The sequence below is a fragment of the Thermomonospora cellulosilytica genome, from assembly GCF_014138835.1.
Lineage (GTDB): Bacteria > Actinomycetota > Actinomycetes > Streptosporangiales > Streptosporangiaceae > Thermomonospora > Thermomonospora amylolytica.
Window position 1 is genome coordinate 3,067,182 of record NZ_JACJII010000001.1, and the last position, 21,800, is coordinate 3,088,981.

The following is a 21,800-nucleotide window of genomic DNA, read 5'->3' on the forward strand; positions in this document are numbered from 1 at the left end:
AGCCAGGGCAGCGGCGGTCAGTCCGGGCTGTTGACCAGGCTGTGGGCCGCCATCGTCAGGTAGTCCCACATCATCTTGTCCAGCTCCGGCGGCAGCGCCACCTCGTCGAGCGCGTCCCGCATGTGCCGCAGCCAGGCGTCCCGTTCCTTCAGCCCGATCGTGAACGGGACGTGCCGCATCCGCAGCCGCGGATGCCCGCGCCGCATGCTGTAGGTGTGGGGGCCGCCCCAGTACTGCATGAGGAACAGGCGGAGGCGTTCCTCGGCGGGACCGAGGTCCTCCTCGGGGTAGAGGGGGCGCAGCAGGGGGTCCTCGGCGACGCCCTGGTAGAACCGGTGGACCAGGCGACGGAAGGTCTCCTCGCCCCCCACCGCTTCGTAGAAGGTCACTTCTTGGGCCATGGTGCCTCCACCCTATGCGAGCCGAACGCCCGCGGGGCAGGGGTCCGCGTCACGCCGGCGGCGGGGTGGCCACCGTGACGCCCGCGGCGTCGAACGCGACCTTGACCCGTTCGCGCAGCTCGCGGGCCACGTCGCCCTGCTTGCCCGGCGCGGTCTTGACCACCAGCCGGACCACCACCGCCTCGCCGGTCAGGCCCTGCACGCCCCACACCGACGGCTCCTCCAGCACGATGTCCGACCAGGCCGGGTCGGCGGCCAGCTCGTCGGCGGTGGTCTTGAGGACCTCCTTGACCTTGGCGGTGTCCTCGCCGTAGTCGACCGGGATGTCCAGCACCGCGCGGGCCCAGTTCTGCGACTCGTTGCCGACCCGCAGGATCTCGCCGTTGCGGATGTACCAGACCACGCCGTTGACGTCGCGCAGCCGGGTGACCCGCAGGGTGACGGCCTCCACGGTGCCCTTGGCCGGGCCCACGTCGACCACGTCGCCGACCCCGAACTGGTCCTCCAGCAGCATGAACAGCCCGGCCAGGAAGTCCTTGACGATGTTCTGCGCGCCGAAGCCCACCGCCACGCCGATCACGCTGGCGCTGGCCAGGACGGGCGTCAGGTTCAGGCCCAGCTCGCCCAGCGCGCTGAAGACCGCAGTGCCCATGATGACGATGGAGGCGATGCTGCGCAGCACCGAGCCGAGGGTCTGGGCGCGCTGCCGGCGTCGCTCGGTCAGCAGCGCGGTGCTGCCGTCGTGCGCGGTCCGGCCGCGTTCGCGCAGCCGCTCCGGCTTGGTGCCCTCGGCCATCCGCACGGTGATCCGGGTGATCGCGCGGTGCGCGACGCGGCGCAGGGTCAGCGCGATCACCAGGGTGATCACGATCACCGCCAGCCGGTTGGTCCACAGGTCCAGCCGGTAGTCGTGGACGAACCGGGTGGCGTCCGGGCTGTGCGTGAGGTTCCAGAACAACCGGCACGGCAGCATCGGCTGCTCGCCGCAGTAGGTCTCGGGTCGGGCGTCGATGTCGAACAGGGGGGCGGCCGCCCCGGGGGCCGCGGCATCCGGCACGAGGACTCTCCAGGGTGGGTGACCTGCGGTACGAGCCGATCGTAGGGGACGGGCCGGAGCGGTCCGTACGATCCGCACGCCGATGTGACCCACCTGTCAGGCCGGCCGGGCCGGCCGACCGGCCCCGCTGAACCGGACAAATCAACGCGAATTTAATTCGGTCGCCCGGTCCGCCCGCCGGCCCGGCCGGAATCATGCCCGATTATGGGGCGACTGTCGGGAAGGAATGGATCGTCGTTTTCCAAGGACGGCGGTCGTGTCCCGCCGGGCGTCGGCTGCCGCGCCGTTCCCCGCCGCGCCCGTACGGGACACGACCGGCCTTGTGAACCCTTTCCGGCCCGCGCCGACGCGGAAAGGGTTCAGCTTCGTGAGGTGCGCCGCCGGTCGTGCGGCTGCAGGACGCGCGCCAGCTTGGACGCCGCGCCGCCGGGATCGTCCACCCGGTGCAGCCGCTCGCCCCACGACCACCAGTAGTAGTGCTCGCCCGCGCCCGGGGCGGGGGCGCAGGTCACGTCCTCGGCCAGGCTGCCGGCCTCCGGATTGACCACCCGCAGGAACGCCGGTCCCGACCGGGTGCGCACCACCCTGGCCAGGAGCCCGCACGCCCCCACGGCCTGTCCGAGATCCTCCAGATAGCCGACGCGGTCCTCGCTGGCCACCGTGCACCCCCTCCTCGCGTGCAGGTGAGCGTTGAACAGGGTTCTGGTTGCGTGATCGTCTGGCTGCGTTTGGTTACCCGGGCTGAGAATTGCAAGTTTCACCGGGGCGGGTCAAGCGTCCCGCCCCATCGCGAGGCGTGGAAATGCAGACCGCGGGGATAGGTTCATCCAACTCCGGAGGACAAATCTCTACCCGGGGCGTGGAGGACTCGCCGTGCCCTATCCCGTTTCCTGGGAATGGGTTGGCCTGTAAGGGTACGAGGGTTACGCTGCGTGTGCGCGATGTCATCAGTCGTGGCCAGAACGTCAGCTTTCGCCCGGAAAGTGCGCCGGACCACAGGGGAGGACCGGTCTCGCCCCGGGTGCGCACACCCGGGGCGGAACGCACCGCCTCGCAGGTGAGGAGGCCCTAGGCATGCCGGAACGCCGGGGGGACGCCCCCACAGAGACCGACATCGCCCGCCGGGTCCGCGCGCACGGCCTCGCCCGCGGGCGCACGCCGGCCCAGATCGCCGCCGACATCCACGAACAGTGCGGGCCGCTGTTCGGCACCACCCGGATCAAGGCCCGCCGGCTCGCCCTCGGGGTGGCGCTGTCGGACATCGTCGCCCAGGTCAGGGCGCTGTACGAGCTGGAGGGCAAGCCGCCGCCCAAGCTCGGCGAGACGCTGCTGTCGGCCTACGAGAGCGGCCACAAGCGGCCCGGCCCGGCGTACCTGCACTACCTGTGCGCCGTCTACCGGGCCGAACCGGACGAGCTGGGCTGCCAGGGCCCGTGCATCTGCGGGCGGACGCACGCCCACCGGCCGGCCGACGGGCCGGCGCCCGTCCCCCGTCCTCGGGAGGAACCCGAGCCCCTGGTCGGGAACGTGGTCGTGCCGATGCCGGACGACCGTCAGTGGATCACTGTCGACCGCCGCGGGGCCGACGGCCCGCTGTCGGCCGATGTCGGAGAGGAGGACGCGGTGCTTCGCAGAACGCTGCTGCAGTTGCTGGCCGGGGCGGGCGTGGCGCTGGACGGCGAGTTCCTCGGCGCGGTGGACCATCTGCGCCGCAGGATGGACGACACCCTGGTGAGCGCCACGGTCTCGCCCACCATGCTGGACCAGTGGGAGGAGACCACCCTGGGGTACGGCCGGCTCTACCAGGCCACCCCGTCGCTGCGGATGCTGTGCGACGTGCTGCTGGACTTCAGCGAGGTGCGCCGGATGTGCGCCCAGCGGCAGCCGGTCGAACTGCAGGAGCGGCTGTGCCGGATCGCCGCCCAGCTGGCCGGGCTGAGCGGGCTGATCATGATCAACCTGGGCGACCACCGGCTGGCCCGGTCGTTCTTCCGCACCGCCAGCACCGCCGCCGACGAGACCGGCGACCGGGCGCTGCGCGCCTGGGTGACGGTCCGCGAGGCGCTGGTGCCGATGTACTACGGCGACCCCCGCGAGGCGCTGCACCTGGCCCGCAAGGCCCAGGACCTGGCCGGGCGGGCGCCCAGCGTGGCGGCGGCGATGGCGCCCGCGGTGGAGGCGCGGGCGCTGGGCCTGCTGGCCATGCGGGGGCGGTCGGACGCCGCGCCCGGCGCGCGCCGCGCCCTGGTCCGCGGCCGGTCGGTGTTCGACCAGCTCTCCAAGGCGCACACCAGCGACCTGGCGTTCGGCTTCACCGAACGGCAGATGGCGTTCTACGAGGGCGACACGTTCACCAACCTGGGCGACCACAGGGCCGGCGACGAGGTCCTCAGCCGGGCGCTGACCCTGTACGCGCCGACCGACTGGGTGGACCTGACCCTGGTGCGGCTGGACCGCGCCATCTGCCGGCTGCACGCCGGCGACGCCGACGCGGCGCTGGACGTCGCCCAGGACGCGATCACCGAGCTGCCCGCCGAGCACCGGTCCGACATCCTGGTGCACCGCGCCCGCCAGGTCGGCGCCGCGGTGGCCGCCCGGCACGGCGAGATCGAACGGCTGCGCGGCTTCCGCGAGGCGCTGTCGGCTCCGGCGACCAGCGCCCCCGCCCGCCGCACCGACCCCGCCGAGCAGGTGTGAGATGTCGGCGCTCGAGGGCGACGCCACACTGGTGCGCCACCACCACGACCCGCCCGTCTGGCGGTTCGGCGGCCTGCTGATCCGCCGCTACACCCCCCGCGACCACGCCGCGGTCCTCGACCTGCACCGCCAGGGCCTGGCCCAGGTGGGGCTGCGTCCCGGCGACGGCGTCTACTACGAGTACGACCTGTTCCAGATCGAGGACATCTACCTGCGCCGCACCGGCGAGTTCGTGGTCGGCGAGCTGGGCGGCCGGGTCGTCGCGATGGGCGGCCTGCGCCGCGCCGACATCATCGCCACCGGCGTCACCCGCGCCCACGGCGGCTACGCCATCGGCCTGCCGCCCAGGACCGACACCGCCGAGATGGTCCGCCTGCGGGTCGACGCCCAGGTCCGCCGCCGCGGCTACGGCTCGGCCATCGTGGCCGCCCTGGAGGAACGTTCCGTCGAACTCGGCTACCGCACCCTGCACTGCGACACCACCGACCTCCAGGAGCCCGCGATGCGCCTCTACCGGCGGGCCGGCTGGCGCGAGACCCGCCGCGAGCCCATCGGCGGCATCACCAACGTCTACTTCGAGAAGACCCTGGACTGACCCCCGCACCGGCGGCGCGGTCCGGTGCGGGGGTGCGACCCGCCTCCTTCCCAGGGGCGGGTCAGCCCAGACGTCCGCCCACGAACTGCATCAGGGGCAGGCGGCGGTGCCTGATCTGGCGGAAGCCGCGGTCCTCCAGGGCGGCGGCCAGCTCCCGGTCGCCGAAGACCCGCAGTCCCGTGAGACGGCCGGCCAGCTCGGTGCCGGTGCCCAGCAGCGGCAGGTTCGGGCGCCGGGAGGTGAGGACGGCGATCCGGCCGCCGGGCTTGAGCACGCGGGTCATGTGGTCGAGGGCCGACCACGGGTCGTCGAACAGGTAGAGGCCGCCGAAGCAGCACACGGCGTCGAACGCGTCATCGGCGAACGGGAGGGTCACCGCGTTGCCCCGCACGTAGCCGACCGTGGCGGGGGCGGGCTCGGCCACGGCGCGGGCCAGCATGGTGCGGGAGGCGTCCAGGCCGACCACCAGGCCGCCGGGGCCCACGCCCTCGGCCAGGGCACGGGTCACGTTGCCCGGGCCGCAGGCCACGTCCAGCACCGTTGCGTCCGGCTTGCGCGGGTCGGCGGGGCGGCCCAGCGCCAGCCAGCTCCGCGCCAGCTCGTTCTCCTCGGCGGTGTCCGGCCCGGCCGGCCAGCCCTTGGCCAGGTTGAAGCCGACCGGCCGCCACACCCGCTCGTAGATGTGCGGCAGGAACGCCGACTGCATCACCCGCTGGGCGGGCGTCGGCGCGGGCTCGTCGGAGGGGCCCAGCAGATCCAGGTAACCGGCGGACGTGTCGGGCTCGGCGGGCGGGGCGGCCAGCAGCCCGCGAACCCGCTCGTACACGCCGCCTCCTGCAACGGCCGTCACGCTCATCCCCTCATTGGATCACCGTCTGCCATGGACGTGGTGAGCATTCCGCCCGGAATGTGACCCAGCTCTCACGCTCCGTCGAGCCTCAGCCCGGTGTGGGCGGCCAGGAACGACAGGGTGTCGGCCGCCAGGTTCACCGTACGGCTCACCGCCCGGCCGGCGTGCCCGACCTCGGTCTCGTTGCGCAGCAGCACCGGCGCGTCGGAGGCCGTGGCGTGCTGCATCGCGGCGCACATCTTGCGGGCGTGCAGCGGATCCACCCGGGTGTCCCCGTCGAACACCGTGAACAGCGTCGCCGGGTACGCCACCCCCTCCCGCACGTGGTGGTACGGGGAGTAGGCCAGCAGCCACTCCAGCTCCTCGGGGATCTCGGCGGACCCGTACTCGTCGTTCCAGGTCTGCCCGAGCCCGAACCTCTCGTACCGGACCATGTCCAGCAGCGGGGCCGAGCAGACCGCCGCCGCGTACAGGTCGGGGCGCTGGGTGATGGCCGCGCCCACCAGCAGCCCGCCGTTGGAGCCGCCCGAGACGCCGAGCTTCTCGCGGGTGGTCCAGCCGTCGGCGATCAGCTTCTCGGCGGCGGCGTGGAAGTCGTCGAAGACGTTCTGCTTGCGGTCGCGCATCCCGGCGCGGTGCCACTCCTCGCCCTCCTCCGAGCCGCCCCGCAGGTTGGCGATGGCGTACACGCCGCCCGCCTCCGCCCACGCCAGCACGCTCGCCGAGTAGGCCGGGGTGAGCGAGATGTTGAAGCCGCCGTACCCGTACAGGATCGTCGGGCGCGGGCCGTGGTCGCCGGGCGCGGCGATCACCAGCATCCGCACCTGCGTGCCGTCGTAGGAGGTGTAGGTGATCTGCCGGGTCTCCACCTCGGGCACGTCGACGGTGCCGGGCGCCGACGCCCACAGCGAGGTCTGTCCGGTCAGCGCGTCGTATCGGCGGATCGACACCGGATGCGTGTTGTCGGTGTAGGAGAACCACACCTCGTGGCCGCCCTCCGGCCGCGTCACCAGCCCGCCGATCGAGCCGAGACCCGGGACGGGCACCTGGCCGAGGCGTTCCCCGGTCTCCAGGTCGTGCACGGTGATCTCGCTGATCGCGTGCCGGGTCCAGCCCGCCAGCAGCAGCGGCCGGTCCAGTTCGGGGCCGTCCAGGACCGCGTAGTCGGTCAGCACCGCCTCGGGATCCTCGCCGATCAGCTCCCGCCAGGACTCGTACTCGGGCGTCTGCGGATCGGTGACGCACAGCCGCCCGCGCGGCGCGTCCCGGTCGGTGGACACGTAGCACCGGCCGTTGCGGACGTACAGCCAGGTCTCGGCGTCCACCCCGACCTGGACGGGCTTGAGCGCGGGCGCCTGCGGGGCGGACTCCGCCAGGTCGGCGATCCACAGGTCGTTGCGCGGCGCGGTGCCCTGCGACGCCGACACCGTCAGCCAGCGGCCGTCCCGGCTGACCGCGACCGAGTAGTAGTTGGTCTTGTCCATCCCCTCGCCGAAGACCAGCACGTCCTCGGTCTCCGGGTCGGCGCCCACCCGGTGCAGGTAGACACGCCGGTGGTACTGGGTCTCGTCCTCGGGCACCGCGCCCGGCGGCAGCCGGCGGACGTAGTAGAACGCAGGCGGCTCGCCGTCGCGGGCGGGCAGCCAGGCGATCGGGGAGTGCCGGGTCCGGTCGATCGGCCCCTCGATCCGCTCGCCGGTGGCCACGTCCAGCACGTACAGCAGCGACTCCTCGTCGCCGCCGTGCGAGATCATGTACGCCAGCAGCCGGCCCTCCAGGTCCGGCTGCCAGGAGTCCAGGGTCGTGGTGCCGTCCGGGTTGATCTCCATCGGGTCGATCAGCACCCGTTCGGCGCCGTCCGGGTCGACCGTGTAGAGGACGGCGTGCTCCTGGTCGGCGGTGCGGCGGGTGAAGAACCGGCGCTCGCCGCGCCAGATCGGGGGGCCCACCCCGCCCGCCCGCAGCAGCTCGGCGATCCGCCCGCGCAGCCGGTCCCGGCCCGGCAGGCCCTCCAGCACGGAACGCAGCAGCTCGTCCTGCGCCGCCAGCCAGCTCTTGGTCTCCGGCGAGGCGGGGTCCTCCAGCCATCGGTACGGGTCGGGGATCCGGTGACCGTGCAGGTCGTCGACGATGTCCTGGCGCGGCGCGGGCGGGTACTGCGGGCGGCTCATGAAACGAACCTTATGCGCCCTTCGCACCGGCGGCGGCCACGCCGCGCCAGGCCGGTCAGCCGCCCAGCGGCTGGTCGGAGGCGACGGTCACCTGGCCGGCGGGCGGCGGGGTGATCTGCGCGGTGCCCCACTCGGCGAAGGTGAGGGTCGCCTTGGTGTCCTTGCGGGCGGGGAAGGTCACCGTGTACTTGTGCGGGACGCCCTGCGCGTCGACCCAGAACTCGTAGCGGGCCGGCTTGCCGCCCATCGCCCTGGCGAACCGGCGGGCCAGGTCGTCGGCCTGCGCGTCGGTGACGGTGGCGGGCTGCTGCGCCCCGGCCAGCCGGTTCCCGGTCGCGATGTCCTGCACCAGGGCCCAGTGCCGGGTCACGAACGCCTTGCGGTCGATCTTCTCCACGGCCTTGGCGACGTCGACCCGCACCGTGTAGTGGGTGGTGTCGACCGAGCCGACCTTCTCGGGGACCTGCCCGGCGATGACGCCGCCGGCGGTCAGCAGCTCCTTCTGCTGGGAGGTGCGGATCATGGCCTCCGCCAGCCCGAGCATCGCCGCGGAGATCTGGCCCTGGGGGTTCCTGCTGCCGGTGGGGAACTTCACCCACGGCTTGCCGCCGGTTTCCTCCATGACATAGAGGCCGTCCCGCAGGCGCAGGACGTGCACCGCGCCGCCGTTCTCGTCCGGCGGTATCTGCAGCGCCAGTTCGGGGGCGCCGTTGCGGGTGGAGACCGTGACCGTCGCGGGCGCGCCGTCCTGGGACACGGTCACCTTGACCGACTTCTTCGCCGCCAGCTGGACGTCGACCGACTCGGCTAGCTGGGGGAGCGACAGCGGGCCGGTGCGGGCGGGGGCGGCGGAGGAGCCGTTCCCGGAACCGCTCCCGGGATTGTCCCCGGCCTGCGGGTCGCCTTCCGACCCGCAGCCGGTGAACACGAGCATGGCGGCGGCGGACAGGGCCACCGAACGTGCGAAACGCATCCTGATCCTCATGATCGCTGAAATGTGCGGACGAAACGTACCAACCGGATCGGACGTTCCAGGCGGCGGTACGCAGGTGATGGCCGATCCCGGCCACTGCGGGCGGCACGGAAATGACGGATCCGGAAGGGCCCGGGGACGATGGGGCCGCGTGCAGGTGACGAGTTGGTATCAACGGGCCGCCAGGTGGAGGGGCTGCCGCTTTCGGGGAATTTATGGGGTAGCGGGAAGCCCGGATCAGCAGCCACACTGTTTTCAGCTCGATCGCCCCTGGGGAGGCCCACATGACGGGTGCGCAGGTGCCGGAGTCCATACTCGAGCCTCGGCGTAGCAGACGCGGGAGCGCATACGCCGAGGCGATCGGAACGCATGGGGCGGAGGGCGTGTGATGCGCCAGGTCCTCCTGCTCAACGCGTCCTACGAACCACTCACGACGCTCCCGCTGCGGCGGGCGGTGTGCCTGGTCCTGCGGGACAAGGCCGAGATCGTCCACCACGACGCCACCGGCGCGGTGCTGCATTCGGCCACGATGTCGATCGACGTCCCGTCGGTGATCCGGCTCCGGCGCTACGTGCGCATTCCGTACCGCACCCGGGTGCCGCTGACCCGGGCGGCGCTGATGCGGCGCGACAACTACCGCTGCGCCTACTGCGGGCACCGGGCCGAGACCATCGACCACGTGATCCCGCGCAGCCGCGGTGGCAAGCACACCTGGGAGAACTGCGTCGCCTCCTGCTCGGCCTGCAACCACCGCAAGGCCGACAAGCTGCTGGAGGAGCTCGGCTGGGTGCTGAACGTGACCCCGGTGGTGCCGCGCGGGGTGCACTGGCGGCTGATCGGCGCGGCGGGGGAGAGCGGCGACCCGCAGTGGGCGCCGTACGTGACGCAGTCGGCGGCCTGACCGGGCGGATTATCCTGGACGGCGTGCCACGTTACGACTTCCGCTGCCGTGCCTGCGGGTCCACCTTCGAGGTGTCCCGCCCCATGAGCGAGGCGTCCGCGCCCGCCACCTGCCCCGCCGGCCACGACGACACGGTCAAGCTGCTGTCCACCGTCGCCGTCACCGGCCGCGGCACGGGGTCCGCCCCGTCGCCCGGCCCGTCCGGCGGCGGCGGTGGTGGCTGCTGCGGAGGCGGCTGCTGCGCGTGATTCATGCTGGGGCGTCCCCCCGACGCCCCTCGCGCGCGGTTCGGGCATGCTTGACGGCATGCCTGAACTGATCGACAAGCCGTCGCGGGTGACCGCCGCGGGGGAGCCGCCCAAGACGATCGACGAGTACGTCGGCAGGGTCAACACCGGTGAGGGCGGGCTGAGCATCGCGCACATGCGCAGCCCGTCCGGCTGGTCCGAGCCCGGGCAGCGGCCCGAGTTCGACGAGTACACGGTCGTGCTGCGCGGCGCGCTGACCGTCGAGCACGAGAACGGGGTGCTGGAGGTGCGCGCCGGGCAGGCCGTGCACACCCGTCCGGGCGAGTGGATCCGCTACAGCTCGCCCGGGCCCGAGGGCGCCGAGTACATCGCGGTCTGCGTGCCCGCCTTCTCGCCGTCCACCGTTCACCGGGACGAATGATCGAGGCGGTTGACGGGGCGGCGGAGGTGAGTTTTTCTCACGTTCATGAGGATCCGCCCCCCGTCCCCCGCCTCGTTCCGCCGTCGTGCCGCCGTCCTGGCCGGCACCGCGCTGACCGCCGTCGCCGTCTGGCCGGGCGTCCCGGCCGGCGCCGACACCGAGCTTCGCCTCAACCAGATCCAGGTCGTCGGCAGCCACAACAGCTACCACCTGGAGCCCAGCGCCCGTGAGTTCGCGCTGGTCTCCCTGTTCGCCGGAGACCAGGCCGGAGCCTGGCAGTACAGCCACCGCCCGCTCGGCGAGCAGCTCGCCGGGCAGCGGGTCCGGCAGATCGAGCTCGACCTGTACGCCGACCCCAACGGCGGCATGTACGCCCGCCCCCTCATCCGCACCCTGACCGGCCAGCCCGCCGAGTACGACCCCCGCATGCGCGAGCCCGGCACCAAGGTCCTGCACGTCGCCGGGCTGGACTACCGCAGCAACTGCCTCAAGCTCGTCGACTGCCTGGCCGCCGTGCGCGACTGGTCCCGCGCCGACCCCGGCCACGTCCCCGTCGCGATCCTGCTGGAGTTCAAGGACTCCCTCCCGGTCGGCGACCTGTCCGTCCCCCTGGTGACCTGGACCCGGGATCGCATCCTCGCCGTCGAGCAGGAGATCCGCTCGGTGTTCGCCGCCGGCGACCTGATCACCCCCGACACCGTCCGCGACCCCGGCCGGACCCTCGAGCAGTCCGTCCGGGAGGGCGGCTGGCCCACCCTCGCCGAGTCGCGCGGCAAGGTCATGTTCCTGATGGACAACACCGGCGTCCACCGCGACCGCTACGTCGAGGGCAACCCCAGCCTGGAGGGCCGCCTGATGTTCACCAGCTCCGAACCCGGCCGCCCCGACGCCGCCTTCGTCAAGCGGAACGACCCCGCCCCCGCCATCCGCGACCTCGTCGCCCAGGGCTACCTGGTCCGCACCCGCGCCGACGCCGACACCCTCGAGGCCCGCTCCGGCGACACCGCCCGCCGCGACGCCGCCCTCGCCAGCGGCGCCCAGTGGGTCAGCACCGACTACCCCGCCCCCGGCATGTCCGCCCGCTGGGGCACCGACTACCACGTCTCCCTGCCGAACGGCGCCGCCGCCCGCTGCAACCCCGTGACCGCCCCCGCCACCTGCACGATCACAACCCCATAGCCCGCAGACGATTAAGCCCCCGCATCGCGGGGACACCCCCCCACGTCCTCCCCGACGGTCCGCGCCGCCGTGAGCCCCTCACGGCGGCGCGTGTTTTGGGTGGGGGGACGACCCCCCACGCCCCCCGCACGCGGATCCGGGCATCCTCGCCGCCGCCGCTTCCGCTCGCCTGGGGGCTCGCTCCAGCGGCGTCGGCTGCGGTGCCCGGACCGCGCTCAGTTGCCGGACAGTTGGGTGAGGTCGCGGGCTGCGCCCGTGGAGGCCGACGTCGCCATGGCGGCGTAGGCCTGCAGGGCGGTGCTGACGGGGCGGTTGCGGTCGCGGGGGCGGTAGCGGCCCAGCTCGGCCAGGAGCCTCTCGCGGCGGGCGGCCAGTTCGTCGGCGGGGACGTCGAGTTCGAGGGAACGGCGGGGGATGTCGATGACGATGCGGTCGCCGTTCTCGACCAGGGCGATGACGCCGCCGGCGGCGGCCTCGGGGGAGGCGTGGCCGATGGACAGGCCCGAGGTGCCGCCGGAGAAGCGGCCGTCGGTGATCAGGGCGCAGGCCTTGCCGAGGCCGCGGCCCTTGAGGAACGACGTCGGGTAGAGCATCTCCTGCATGCCGGGGCCGCCCTTGGGGCCCTCGTAGCGGATGACGACGACGTCGCCCTCCTTCACCCTGCCGCCGAGGATGCCCTCCACGGCCTCCTCCTGGCTCTCGAAGACCACGGCGGGGCCGGTGAAGGTCCACAGCTCCTCGTCGACGCCGGCGGTCTTCACGATGGCGCCGTCGGGGGCGATGTTGCCGTACAGGACGGCCAGGCCCCCGTCCTTGGTGTAGGCGTGCTCGACGTCGCGGATGCAGCCCTGCTCGCGGTCCAGGTCCAGCTCCTCCCAGCGGGCCGACTGGCTGTAGGCCCGGGTGGTGCGGACCCCGCCGGGGGCGGCGTGCCACAGCTCGCGGGCCTCGGGGAGTGCGTCGGGGGAGCGGACATCCCACTTGGCGAGGAACTCGCCGAGCGTCGCCGAGTGGACGGTGTGCACGTCCCGGTGCAGCAGCCCGGCCCGGTCCAGCTCGCCCAGCAGGGCGGGGATGCCGCCGGCCCGGTGCACGTCCTCGATGTGGTACTTGGCGGTGGCCGGGGCGACCTTGCAGATGCACGGCACCCGGCGGGACAGCTCGTCGATCTCCTTGAGGCCGAAGTCCACGCCCGCCTCGGTGGCGGCGGCCAGCAGGTGCAGGATCGTGTTGGTGGAGCCGCCCATCGCCACGTCCAGCGCCATCGCGTTCTCGAACGCGTCGCGGGTGGCGATGCTCAGCGGCAGCACCGAGGAGTCGTCCTCGTCGTAGTACCGCCTGGCGATCTCCACGACCCGGCGGCCGGCGTCCTGGAACAGCCTCTTGCGGGCGGTGTGGGTGGCCAGGATGGTGCCGTTGCCCGGCAGCGCCAGCCCGATCGCCTCGGTCAGGCAGTTCATCGAGTTGGCGGTGAACATGCCCGAGCAGGAGCCGCAGGTCGGGCAGGCGTTCTCCTCCATCTCCGCCAGCGTGGCGTCGGAGACCGACTCGTCGGCGGAGGCGATCATCGGGTCGATCAGGTCCAGCTTGTGCCCGCCGGCGATCCCGCTCACCGGCTTGCCGGCCTCCATCGGCCCGCCGGAGACGAACACGGTCGGGATGTTCAGCCGCAGCGCCGCCAGCAGCATCCCCGGGGTGATCTTGTCGCAGTTGGACAGGCAGACCAGCGCGTCGGCGCGGTGCGCCTGCACCATGTACTCGACCGCGTCGGCGATCAGCTCCCGGGACGGCAGCGAGTACAGCATGCCCTCGTGGCCCATCGCGATGCCGTCGTCGACCGCGATGGTGTTGAACTCGCGCGGCACCCCGCCGGCCTCGCGCACCGCCTCGGCCACCACCTCGCCGACCTCGCGCAGGTGGACGTGACCGGGCACGAACTGGGTGAAGCTGTTGGCCACCGCGACGATCGGCTTGCCGAAGTCCTCGCGCGCCACCCCGGTGGCGCGCAGGAGGGCGCGGGCGCCCGCCATGTTCCTGCCGTGCGTGACGGTGCGTGACCTGAGCGGTGGCATTGGGGACCTCTCCAAACCTTCGTCGGCGGTGCCCCCGATCGTAGGTCCGCGCGTCGCGGGTGGGACGGCCGGCCTGACCGGGGCCTGGGATGTGGCGGCAGCGGCGGATCGCGGCGCTGAACCCGGCCCACCAGAGGTCTCGTGCGGCCGGTCCGTTCGATGCTACCCGCCGCCCCGCCGCACGCGCGCCCGCGGCCCGCCCGTGAACGGCCGGCGCCCCGGGCCGCCGCGGCGGCCCGGGGCGCCCGTCCGCCGCCTACTTGGTGGGGTACTTCGGCGGCAGGGCCTCCTCGGCGGCCTCGTAGATCCGCTGCACGTCCTCCTCGGTGAGGATCCGGGGACGGCGGCGCAGGTAGGCGCGCGCCCGGTTGCCGGCGTACACGTCCACGTCGCGGACCCGCATCACCTTCCACGGGATGGACGGGCCGTAGATCGCCACCGAGGCCTGCACCGGCACCTCGAAGCCGACCTTGGCCGACAGCCGCTTGCTGGCCTGCTCGGCCTCCCAGCGGGCCTCGTCGAGCCGGTCCTTCTTGTTGAACGGGCCGTGGAACAGCTTGCGGTGCGACAGGGTGCGGACCGGCAGCCGCTTGTCCCACTTCTCGGAGTCGATGGCGTACACGCCGCTGGGGCCGACCACCAGATGGTCGATCTTGCCGTCGCTGACGCCCTGGTCGTCCAGCGGGACGGCGCGGGCGTGCAGGATGCGGTAGCCGTTCTTGGCCAGCGACCGCAGCTGCCGTTCGGTGCGCCGTTCGGCCGCCGCCGACTTGCCCCAGGCGGCGACCTCGGTGTGGGAGCGGGACCGGCGGTAGACGTCGGCCACGACGGTGAGCACCGCGGCGCCGAGGCCGATCCGCCAGCCGGCCGCGATGGTGAACAGGATGCCGAGGACGACGGCCGCCGCCAGCCGCATGCCCCACAGGCGCACCCGTGGATCGTTGCGCAGGTCGGCAGGGGGGCGCGGGAGACGCGGGGGCCGTCCGCCGGTTCCGCCGAGCGTGCTTTCGGTGGGGTGGCCTTCGGGCCGGTCCTCGGACCGGCCGGGCTTGCCCCGCTCCATGGTCGCCATGGTGACTCTCCGTGTTCCTTTCGGACGGGGAGGCATGATCCTCTGCGCGGAGGGTAGTGATCGCGCCGTTCGGGCGACTAGTGGTGCCGCATCCATAGTTTTGTCGCCGGATCTGTCCGGTTGAACCTTGCGCCGAAGGGTAGTTTTCCGTTCATCTCTAACGGTGCCATCACCCTGACTTTGATCGCCCGGCGGGGTCCCTCTAGCGTTCCGGTGTGACCCCGATCCACGAGCTGACCGCGTTGGAGCAGGCCGCCGCCGTCCGGGCCGGAGAGCTGTCCCCGGTGACGCTCGTCGAGCACTGCCTGGCGCGCATCGAACGGCTGGACCCGCGGGTGGGGGCGTTCGTCACGGTGGCCGCCGAGCAGGCCGTGGCGGAGGCCGGACGGGCGGCGCGGCGGAGGGAGGACGTCCCGCCGCTGCACGGGGTCCCGGTCGCGATCAAGGACCTGACCGCGGTGCGCGGCATGCGCACGACCTGCGGGTCGGCGGTGTGCGCCGACCGGGTCGCCGACGCCGACGACCTCGTGGTGACCAGGCTGCGCGCGGCCGGCGCGGTGCCGCTCGGCAAGACCGCGACCCCCGAGTTCGGGCTGACCTGCTACACCGAATCGGCCGTGTCGCCCCCGACCAGGACGCCCTGGGACCTCACCCGGTCGGCCGGCGGGTCCAGCGGCGGGGCGGCCGCCGCGGTCGCCGCCGGGCTGGTTCCGGCGGCGCACGGCAGCGACGGCGGCGGGTCCGTCCGCATCCCCGCCTCGGCCTGCGGGGTGTTCGGGATCAAACCGACCCGCGGCCGGATCTCCCGCGGCCCCGCCGCGCCCGACCTGTTCGGCCTGGTCACCGACGGGCCCATCGCCCGCACCGTGCGCGACGCCGCGGCCCTGCTGGACGCCATGCGGGGCCCGTTCCACGGGGACCTGTTCGCCGCGCCCCCGCCGCCGGGATCCTTCCTGGCCTGCGCCGACCGGGACCCCGGGCGGCTGCGGATCGCCCGCCGCATCGACCCGATGGTCCCCGACGCCAAGATCCACCCCGACTGCGCGGCGGCGTTCGAGGACGCCTCCGCCCTGCTGGAGGAGCTGGGGCACGAGATGGTGGACGCGCCGCCGCTGTTCGGCCCCGAACTGGCGGCCGACTTCGAGACCCTGTGGACGGTCCTGGCGACCCTCGACCCGGTGGACCCCGCCGACGAGGAACGGCTCCAGCCGTTCACCCGGTGGCTGCGCGAACGGGGCCGCCGCGTCACCGGCACCGCGCTGATGCGGGCGCACGCCCGCATCCAGGGCGCCCTGCGCAGGGCGTTCGCGGCGATGGACGCCTTCGACGCGATCCTGTCGCCCACCCTGGCGGCGCCGCCCGTGCCCATCGGCCACTTCCACGAGGCCGACCCGGCGGAGAACCTACGGCGCCAGCACCACTTCACCCCGTTCGCGGCCGCCTACAACCTGTCCGGCCAGCCCGCCGTCAACGTCCCGCTGTACTGGAACGACGCCGGCCTGCCGATCGGCGTGATGATCGCCGGGCGGCTCGGCGGGGAGGGCACGCTGATCTCCCTGTCCGCCCAGCTCGAGGCCGCCCGGCCGTGGCGGGACCGCCGTCCGGAGATCTGGTACGGCTGAGGCGGCCCCCGGCGGGCATGTCATAAGCCGTGGCGGACGAGCAACTGATCAGGCTGGCCCGGGCGCATCGGGTCGGGACCGAGTACATCGACTGGCGGGGACGCAGGGCGGCCGTCCCTCCGGACACCATCGTGGCGGTGCTGGGCGCGCTCGGCGTGGACGCCTCCACCCCCGCCGCCGTCCGGGACGCCCTGGCCGGCCTGGAGGAACGCCGCCGCACCCGGCTGCTGCCCCCGGTGGTCGTCTACCGCAAGCCCGGGGCCGCGGGCCCGCCGGGCGACGACGAGCTCCCCGTTCCCGGTGACGGCGTCGAGCTGACGGTGACCCTGGACGGCGGTGAGACGCTGGTGCTGCTCGGCCGCCGCAGGCTCCCCGACGACACCCCGTACGGCTGGCACCGGCTGCGGGCCAGGCGCGGGTCCCACGAGCAGGCGCACGAGGAGGAGGCGGCCCTCCTGGTCGCCCCCAACCGGCTCGAGGACGTCCCCCGCGCGTGGGGGCTGATGACCCAGCTGTACTCGGTGCGGTCCCGCGCGTCCTGGGGCATGGGCGACCTGCGGGACCTGGCGGACCTGGCAGCCTGGGGGGCGCGCGAGCTCGGGGCGGGGTTCGTGCTGGTCAACCCGATGCACGCGACCGAGCCCGCGGCGCCGATCAACCCGTCCCCGTACTCGCCGATGAGCCGCCGCTTCGCCGCGCCGATCTACCTGCGGATCGAGGAGATCCCGGAGTACGCGGCGCTGCCCGACGCCGACCGGGCCCGCGTCGAGTCCCTGTCGGCCCCCGTGCGCCGGAGCGTCCGCACCCTCGACGAGATCGACCGGGACCGGATCTGGACCCTCAAGCGCACCGCCCTGGAACTGCTCCACCGCCGGCCCCGCGGCACCGGACGGCAACGGGCGTTCGACCGCTTCAAGGAACGCGAGGGCGAGGCGCTGACCGCGTTCGCCACCTGGTGCGCGCTGGCCGAGGAGCACGGCCCCGACTGGCGGCGCTGGCCCGCCGAGCTGCGGAACCCGCAGAGCCCGGCCGTCGCCGCCGCCCGCGAGCGCCTGGCCCCGCGGGTCGACTTCCACCTGTGGCTGCAGTGGCAGGTGGACGAGCAGCTCGCCGCCGCCCAGGACGCCGCCCGCCGGGCCGGGATGCCCATCGGCGTCGTCCACGACCTGGCGGTGGGGGTCGCCCAGGGCAGCGCCGACTCCTGGATCCACCGGCACCTGTTCGCCGAGGGCATGAGCGTCGGCGCCCCGCCGGACGAGTTCAACCAGCGCGGCCAGGACTGGGGCCAGCCGCCCTGGCATCCCGGGCGCCTCGCCGAGGCCGAGTACGGCCCCTACCGGGCCATGCTCGCCGCCGCCCTCCGGCACGGCGGCGGCCTGCGCCTGGACCACGCCATGCAGGTGTCCCGCCTGTGGTGGGTGCCCGAGGGCGGCTCCCCGGCGGACGGCACCTATGTCGGCTACGACCGCGACGCCATGCTGTCCTGCCTGGTCTGGGAGGCCGCCCGCGCCGGGGCCGTGGTGATCGGCGAGGACCTGGGCACCGTCGAACCCGACGTCCGCGACGACCTGGCGAGCCGCGGCGTCCTCGGCACGTCCCTGCTGTGGTTCGAACGCGACGCCGAGGGCCGCCCCCGCCGCCCGGCCGACTGGCGGGAGACCTCCCTGGCCACGGTCGGCACCCACGACATGCCGCCCATCACCGGCTACCTGCACGGCGACCACGTCGAGCTGCGCGACCGGCTGGACCTGCTCACCCGCCCCGCCGCCGAGGAGCGCGCCGACCACCGCCGCCAGCTCGCCGACTGGCTGCGCCTGCTGCACGAGGAGGGCCTGCTGGCCGCCCACCCCGACAAGATCGTGCAGGCCCTGGCGGCCGGCTCCACCGACCACGACCAGGAGATCACCGACGCCCTGCACGCGTTCCTGGCCCGCACCCCCGCCCGTCTCCTCGGCGTGGCCCTCACCGACCTGGTGGGCGAGCGCCGCACCCAGAACCAGCCCGGCACCTCCCACGAGTACCCCAACTGGCGGGTCCCGCTGGCCGACGCCCGGGGAGAGCCCGTTCTCCTGGAGGACCTGCCGGCCGGACGCATCCGCGGCTCCCTGACCGCGGTGCGCGACCGCTGACCGGCACGGCACGGCCCGCCGCCCCGGCGGGGCGGCGGGCCGGAAACCGCGGCGGGCGTCAGCCGGCGGAGGCGTCCTTGGCGCGGGCGCGCAGGGCGCGGGCCACGCCGTCGCGGCCCTCCGACAGCAGCCGGGCCAGCGCCGGCGGCGGGTTCTCCGCCTCCAGGTAGGCGTCGGTGCGGGCCACCGTGGACTGGTCGATGATCAGGAACGGGTAGGCGACCTCGGCGAACGTCTGCGCCATGTCGCTGCTCCACTCCGCCCAGATCCGGCCCACCTCGGCGAAGTACCGCTCCACGTACGGGGTCAGCAGGTCGGCCTGCTCGGGCTCGACGAACCCGCCCAGCGTGGCGCGGAACAGCGCGTTCGGCAGCTCCCCGCCGATGATCCGGGACCAGGCGTCGGCCTTGGCCTCGGTGGTGGGGATGGCGGCCTTGCAGCCGGCGGCGTGCCGCTCCCCGGCGGCCGTGCTGTCGCGGGCGTACTCGGCGTCGATCTCGGCGGGACCGGCCGCGCCGGTCACCACCAGCCGCCGCAGCAGCGCCCAGCGCAGCTCGGTGTCGACGGTCAGGCCCTCCAGCGACTGGGTGCCCTCCAGCAGCCCCCGTACGAACGCCAGATGCTCGTTGGAGGTGGCGACGGCGGCGAACGCCTGCACGAAGCACAGCTGGAAGTCCGAGCCCGGCTCGGCCTCGCGGGCCAGCTCGAACAGCGCGTCGGCCATCATCTGCTGACCGGTGGTGCGCCAGGCCGGGTCGGCGTACTGCTGCAGGGCGGTGCGGGCCTGCCGCAGCAGGGTCTGCGCCACCGAGATGTCGGTGACCCCGCGGATGCCCGACAGCACCAGCTTGACATAGTCGCGGGTGGCCATCTCGGCGTCGCGGGTCATGTCCCAGGCCGCCGACCAGCACAGCGCCCGCGGCAGCCCCTCCACGATGTCGCCGATGCCCTCCACCAGGGTCCGCTGCGAGTGCTCGTCCAGGCGGATCTTGGCGTAGGTCAGGTCGTCGTCGTTGACCAGCACCAGGTCGGGCCGCCGCTCGCCGACCAGCTCCGGCACCTCGGTGCGGGCGCCCACCACGTCCAGCTCGACCCGCCTGCGGCGCACGATGCCCTGGTCGGTGCGGTCGTACAGGCCGATCGCGACGCGGTGCGAGCGCAGCGTCGGGTGGTCGGGCTTGGCCTCCTGCAGCACGGCGAACGAGGTGAACGTGCCGTCCCCGTCGGTCTCGTACTCCGGCCGCAGCGTGTTGACCTCGGCGGTCTCCAGCCACTCCTTGGACCAGGAGGTCAGGTCGCGCCCGGAGGTCTCCTCCAGCGCGTCCAGCAGGTCGGCCAGCACCGTGTTGCCCCACGCGTGCCGGTCGAAGTAGCGCCGCACGCCCTCCAGGAAGTTGTCCCGGCCCACGTAGGCGACGAGCTGCTTGAGGACGCTGGCGCCCTTGGCGTAGGTGATGCCGTCGAAGTTGACCTCCACCGCCCGGATGTCGGGGATGTCGGCGGAGATCGGGTGGGTGGAGGGGAGCTGGTCCTGCCGGTAGGCCCACGCCTTCATCAGGTTGGCGAACGTGGTCCACGAGCCCTTCCAGCGGGTGGCCTCGGCCTGGCACAGCACGCTCATGTAGGTGGCGAACGACTCGTTCAGCCACAGGTCGTCCCACCAGCGCATGGTGACCAGGTCGCCGAACCACATGTGCGCCATCTCGTGCAGGATCGTCTCCGCGCGGCGCTCGTAGGCGGCGTCGGTGACCCGCGACCGGAAGACGTAGTCCTCCAGGAACGTCACGCACCCGGCGTTCTCCATCGCGCCCGCGTTGAACTCGGGCACGAACAGCTGGTCGTACTTGCCGAACGGGTACGGCCGGGCGAAGACCTCCTCGAAGAAGGCGAAGCCCTGCCGGGTCACGTCGATGATCGCGTCGGCGTCCAGGTGCTCGGCCAGCGACGCCCGGCAGAACACCCCCAGCGGGATCACCGACCCGTCCGGCCGCCGGTACTCGTCGCGGACCACGTGGTACGGCCCGGCCACCAGCGCCGTGATGTAGGTGGAGATCCGCGGGGTCGGCGCGAACGTCCAGCGGCCCCTCTCCGCAGACTCGGCCGCCTCGTTGGTGACGACCTCCCAGCCCTCCGGCGCGGTGACCGACAACCGGAAGGTCGCCTTCAGGTCCGGCTGGTCGAAACAGGCGTACATCCGGTGCGCGTCGGCGGTCTCGAACTGGGTGTACAGGTACACCTGCCGGTCCACCGGGTCCACGAACCGGTGCAGGCCCTCCCCGGACCGGGAGTAGGCGCAGTCGGCGACCACCCGCAGCTCGTTGTCCGCGGCCAGGTCCGGCAGCGGGAAACGCCCCTTGGCCGGGTCGTAGGAGGCCACGTCCAGCGACCGCCCGTTCAGCACCACCTCCCGCACCACCGCGTCGTGCAGGTCGATGAAGGTGGACGCGCCGGGCTCCCCGCAGCCGAACCGGACCACGGTCGTGGATCCGAACCGCTCGTCGCCGGTCGTCAGGTCCAGATCCACCGCGTACGATTCGACCTCGAGCAGCCGGGCCCGTTCCCGCGCCTCGTCGCGCGTGAGGTTGCCTGCCACATCCACTCCTTGATGTCGGTTAACCGCTCGTCCATGTCTATCAACCGGCCGTCGCCGGTGTCCCCTGCAGCGCGGGCGGGAATCGCGGGGCGCGTGCTTCGGTTGTCCGGGATGAACGAATGTCCGACCCCTGACTGGAGGCTGCAGTGACGCAGGCCCGCACCCCCGTGGACTTCTGGTTCGACCCGCTGTGCCCCTGGGCGTGGATCACCTCCCGCTGGATCCACGAGGTGGCGAAGCACCGGCCGATCGAACCCCGCTGGCACGTCATGAGCCTGTCGGTGCTCAACGAGGACAAGGACGTTCCGGAGAAGTACAAGAAGCTGATCGCCGAGGGCTGGGGCCCGGTACGGGTCTGCATCGCCGCCGAGCAGAAGTACGGCCCCCAGGTCCTCGGCGATCTCTACACCGAGCTGGGCACCCGGCGGCACCACCAGAAGCGCCCGTTCGACCGGGAGACCATCGAGGACGCGCTCAAGGCGGCCGGCCTCGACCCCGAGCTGGCGGCGGCGGCCGAGTCGACCGAGTACGACGAGGCGCTGCGCGCCTCCCACAAGGACGGCATCGACCGGGTCGGCGAGGAGGTCGGCACCCCGGTGATCGCCGTTGGGGACGTGGCCTTCTTCGGCCCGGTGGTCACCCCGATCCCGCGCGGCGAGGAGGCCGTGAAGCTGTGGGACGGCGTGCTGGCCGTGGCCTCGGTGCCCGGCTTCTTCGAGCTGAAGCGGAGCCGGACCGCGGACCCCAGCTTCGACTGAGCCGCAGCTGCCACCGGGGCCTAGTTGCACATGACTTGCAACTGCATCCTCCTGCCCGCAG

General features: G+C 73.2%; 18 protein-coding genes. 9 read left to right on the forward strand and 9 right to left on the reverse strand.

Annotated features, from left to right (window positions below):
* Nucleotides 1-17: 17 nt before the first annotated feature.
* The 3 genes from HNR21_RS14755 to HNR21_RS14765 form a co-directional block, all read right to left on the reverse strand.
* Entirely contained in the window at nucleotides 18-401 is a 384-nt protein-coding gene (locus HNR21_RS14755) for a globin (RefSeq protein WP_119727610.1), read from the reverse strand.
* A 49-nt stretch (nucleotides 402-450) separates the two neighbouring features.
* Nucleotides 451-1,458 carry a mechanosensitive ion channel family protein gene (locus HNR21_RS14760; RefSeq protein WP_182705675.1) on the reverse strand — a complete coding sequence of 336 codons (1,008 nt, stop codon included), beginning with the start codon at nucleotides 1,456-1,458 and terminating at the stop codon, nucleotides 451-453.
* Between the two features lie 359 nt (nucleotides 1,459-1,817).
* Nucleotides 1,818-2,117 carry a hypothetical protein gene (locus tag HNR21_RS14765; RefSeq protein ID WP_119727612.1) on the reverse strand — a complete coding sequence of 100 codons (300 nt, stop codon included), beginning with the start codon at nucleotides 2,115-2,117 and terminating at the stop codon, nucleotides 1,818-1,820.
* Between the two features lie 415 nt (nucleotides 2,118-2,532).
* Here HNR21_RS14765 and HNR21_RS14770 point away from each other — a divergent pair, with 415 nt between their 5' ends.
* Complete coding sequence (locus tag HNR21_RS14770; protein WP_182705676.1) at nucleotides 2,533-4,155, forward strand: NsdA family TPR-like regulatory protein; 1,623 nt, start codon at nucleotides 2,533-2,535, stop codon at nucleotides 4,153-4,155.
* 1 nt (nucleotide 4,156) lies between these two features.
* The gene (locus HNR21_RS14775; protein ID WP_119727614.1) at nucleotides 4,157-4,750 is read left to right on the forward strand and encodes a GNAT family N-acetyltransferase; all 594 of its coding nucleotides are present in this window, start codon (nucleotides 4,157-4,159) and stop codon (nucleotides 4,748-4,750) included.
* Nucleotides 4,751-4,811: 61 nt separating this feature from the next.
* Here HNR21_RS14775 and HNR21_RS14780 read toward each other — a convergent pair whose 3' ends face one another.
* From HNR21_RS14780 to HNR21_RS14790, 3 genes are all read right to left on the reverse strand, one after another.
* Nucleotides 4,812-5,576, reverse strand: coding sequence for a class I SAM-dependent methyltransferase (locus HNR21_RS14780; protein WP_312881037.1), 765 nt, complete (start codon nucleotides 5,574-5,576; stop codon nucleotides 4,812-4,814).
* Between the two features lie 95 nt (nucleotides 5,577-5,671).
* Nucleotides 5,672-7,771, reverse strand: coding sequence for a prolyl oligopeptidase family serine peptidase (locus tag HNR21_RS14785; RefSeq protein ID WP_182705678.1), 2,100 nt, complete (start codon nucleotides 7,769-7,771; stop codon nucleotides 5,672-5,674).
* 55 nt (nucleotides 7,772-7,826) lie between these two features.
* Entirely contained in the window at nucleotides 7,827-8,744 is a 918-nt protein-coding gene (locus tag HNR21_RS14790) for an SCO4651 family lipoprotein (RefSeq protein ID WP_182705679.1), read from the reverse strand.
* 388 nt (nucleotides 8,745-9,132) lie between these two features.
* Here HNR21_RS14790 and HNR21_RS14795 point away from each other — a divergent pair, with 388 nt between their 5' ends.
* The 4 genes from HNR21_RS14795 to HNR21_RS14810 are packed head-to-tail and all read left to right on the forward strand — an operon-like array spanning nucleotide 9,133 to nucleotide 11,493.
* Nucleotides 9,133-9,645 (forward strand): HNH endonuclease, encoded by a 513-nt coding sequence (locus HNR21_RS14795; RefSeq protein WP_119727618.1) that lies wholly within the window; start codon nucleotides 9,133-9,135, stop codon nucleotides 9,643-9,645.
* Nucleotides 9,646-9,668: 23 nt separating this feature from the next.
* Complete coding sequence (locus tag HNR21_RS14800) at nucleotides 9,669-9,893, forward strand: FmdB family zinc ribbon protein (RefSeq protein ID WP_182705680.1); 225 nt, start codon at nucleotides 9,669-9,671, stop codon at nucleotides 9,891-9,893.
* Nucleotides 9,894-9,951: 58 nt separating this feature from the next.
* Nucleotides 9,952-10,314, forward strand: a complete 363-nt coding sequence (locus tag HNR21_RS14805) for a cupin domain-containing protein (protein ID WP_119727619.1) — start codon at nucleotides 9,952-9,954, stop codon at nucleotides 10,312-10,314.
* 45 nt (nucleotides 10,315-10,359) lie between these two features.
* Complete coding sequence (locus tag HNR21_RS14810; RefSeq protein ID WP_182705681.1) at nucleotides 10,360-11,493, forward strand: phosphatidylinositol-specific phospholipase C1-like protein; 1,134 nt, start codon at nucleotides 10,360-10,362, stop codon at nucleotides 11,491-11,493.
* Between the two features lie 215 nt (nucleotides 11,494-11,708).
* Here HNR21_RS14810 and ilvD read toward each other — a convergent pair whose 3' ends face one another.
* Together ilvD and HNR21_RS14820 are read right to left on the reverse strand one after the other, a co-directional pair.
* Nucleotides 11,709-13,565 (reverse strand): dihydroxy-acid dehydratase, encoded by a 1,857-nt coding sequence (gene ilvD, locus HNR21_RS14815; RefSeq protein WP_182705682.1) that lies wholly within the window; start codon nucleotides 13,563-13,565, stop codon nucleotides 11,709-11,711.
* A gap of 256 nt (nucleotides 13,566-13,821) precedes the next feature.
* The gene (locus tag HNR21_RS14820; protein WP_182705683.1) at nucleotides 13,822-14,637 is read right to left on the reverse strand and encodes a nuclease-related domain-containing protein; all 816 of its coding nucleotides are present in this window, start codon (nucleotides 14,635-14,637) and stop codon (nucleotides 13,822-13,824) included.
* 215 nt (nucleotides 14,638-14,852) lie between these two features.
* Between HNR21_RS14820 and HNR21_RS14825 the strand changes: the two genes are divergently transcribed.
* Together HNR21_RS14825 and malQ are read left to right on the forward strand one after the other, a co-directional pair.
* Nucleotides 14,853-16,259, forward strand: coding sequence for an amidase (locus HNR21_RS14825; RefSeq protein WP_182705684.1), 1,407 nt, complete (start codon nucleotides 14,853-14,855; stop codon nucleotides 16,257-16,259).
* A 29-nt stretch (nucleotides 16,260-16,288) separates the two neighbouring features.
* Nucleotides 16,289-18,388, forward strand: a complete 2,100-nt coding sequence (malQ, locus tag HNR21_RS14830) for a 4-alpha-glucanotransferase (RefSeq protein ID WP_182705685.1) — start codon at nucleotides 16,289-16,291, stop codon at nucleotides 18,386-18,388.
* 58 nt (nucleotides 18,389-18,446) lie between these two features.
* On the opposite strand, the gene pepN is transcribed toward malQ, so the two are convergent.
* Complete coding sequence (gene pepN, locus HNR21_RS14835; RefSeq protein WP_182705686.1) at nucleotides 18,447-20,981, reverse strand: aminopeptidase N; 2,535 nt, start codon at nucleotides 20,979-20,981, stop codon at nucleotides 18,447-18,449.
* A 146-nt stretch (nucleotides 20,982-21,127) separates the two neighbouring features.
* Here pepN and HNR21_RS14840 point away from each other — a divergent pair, with 146 nt between their 5' ends.
* Nucleotides 21,128-21,739 carry a mycothiol-dependent nitroreductase Rv2466c family protein gene (locus HNR21_RS14840; protein ID WP_119727625.1) on the forward strand — a complete coding sequence of 204 codons (612 nt, stop codon included), beginning with the start codon at nucleotides 21,128-21,130 and terminating at the stop codon, nucleotides 21,737-21,739.
* Nucleotides 21,740-21,800: the final 61 nt, after the last annotated feature.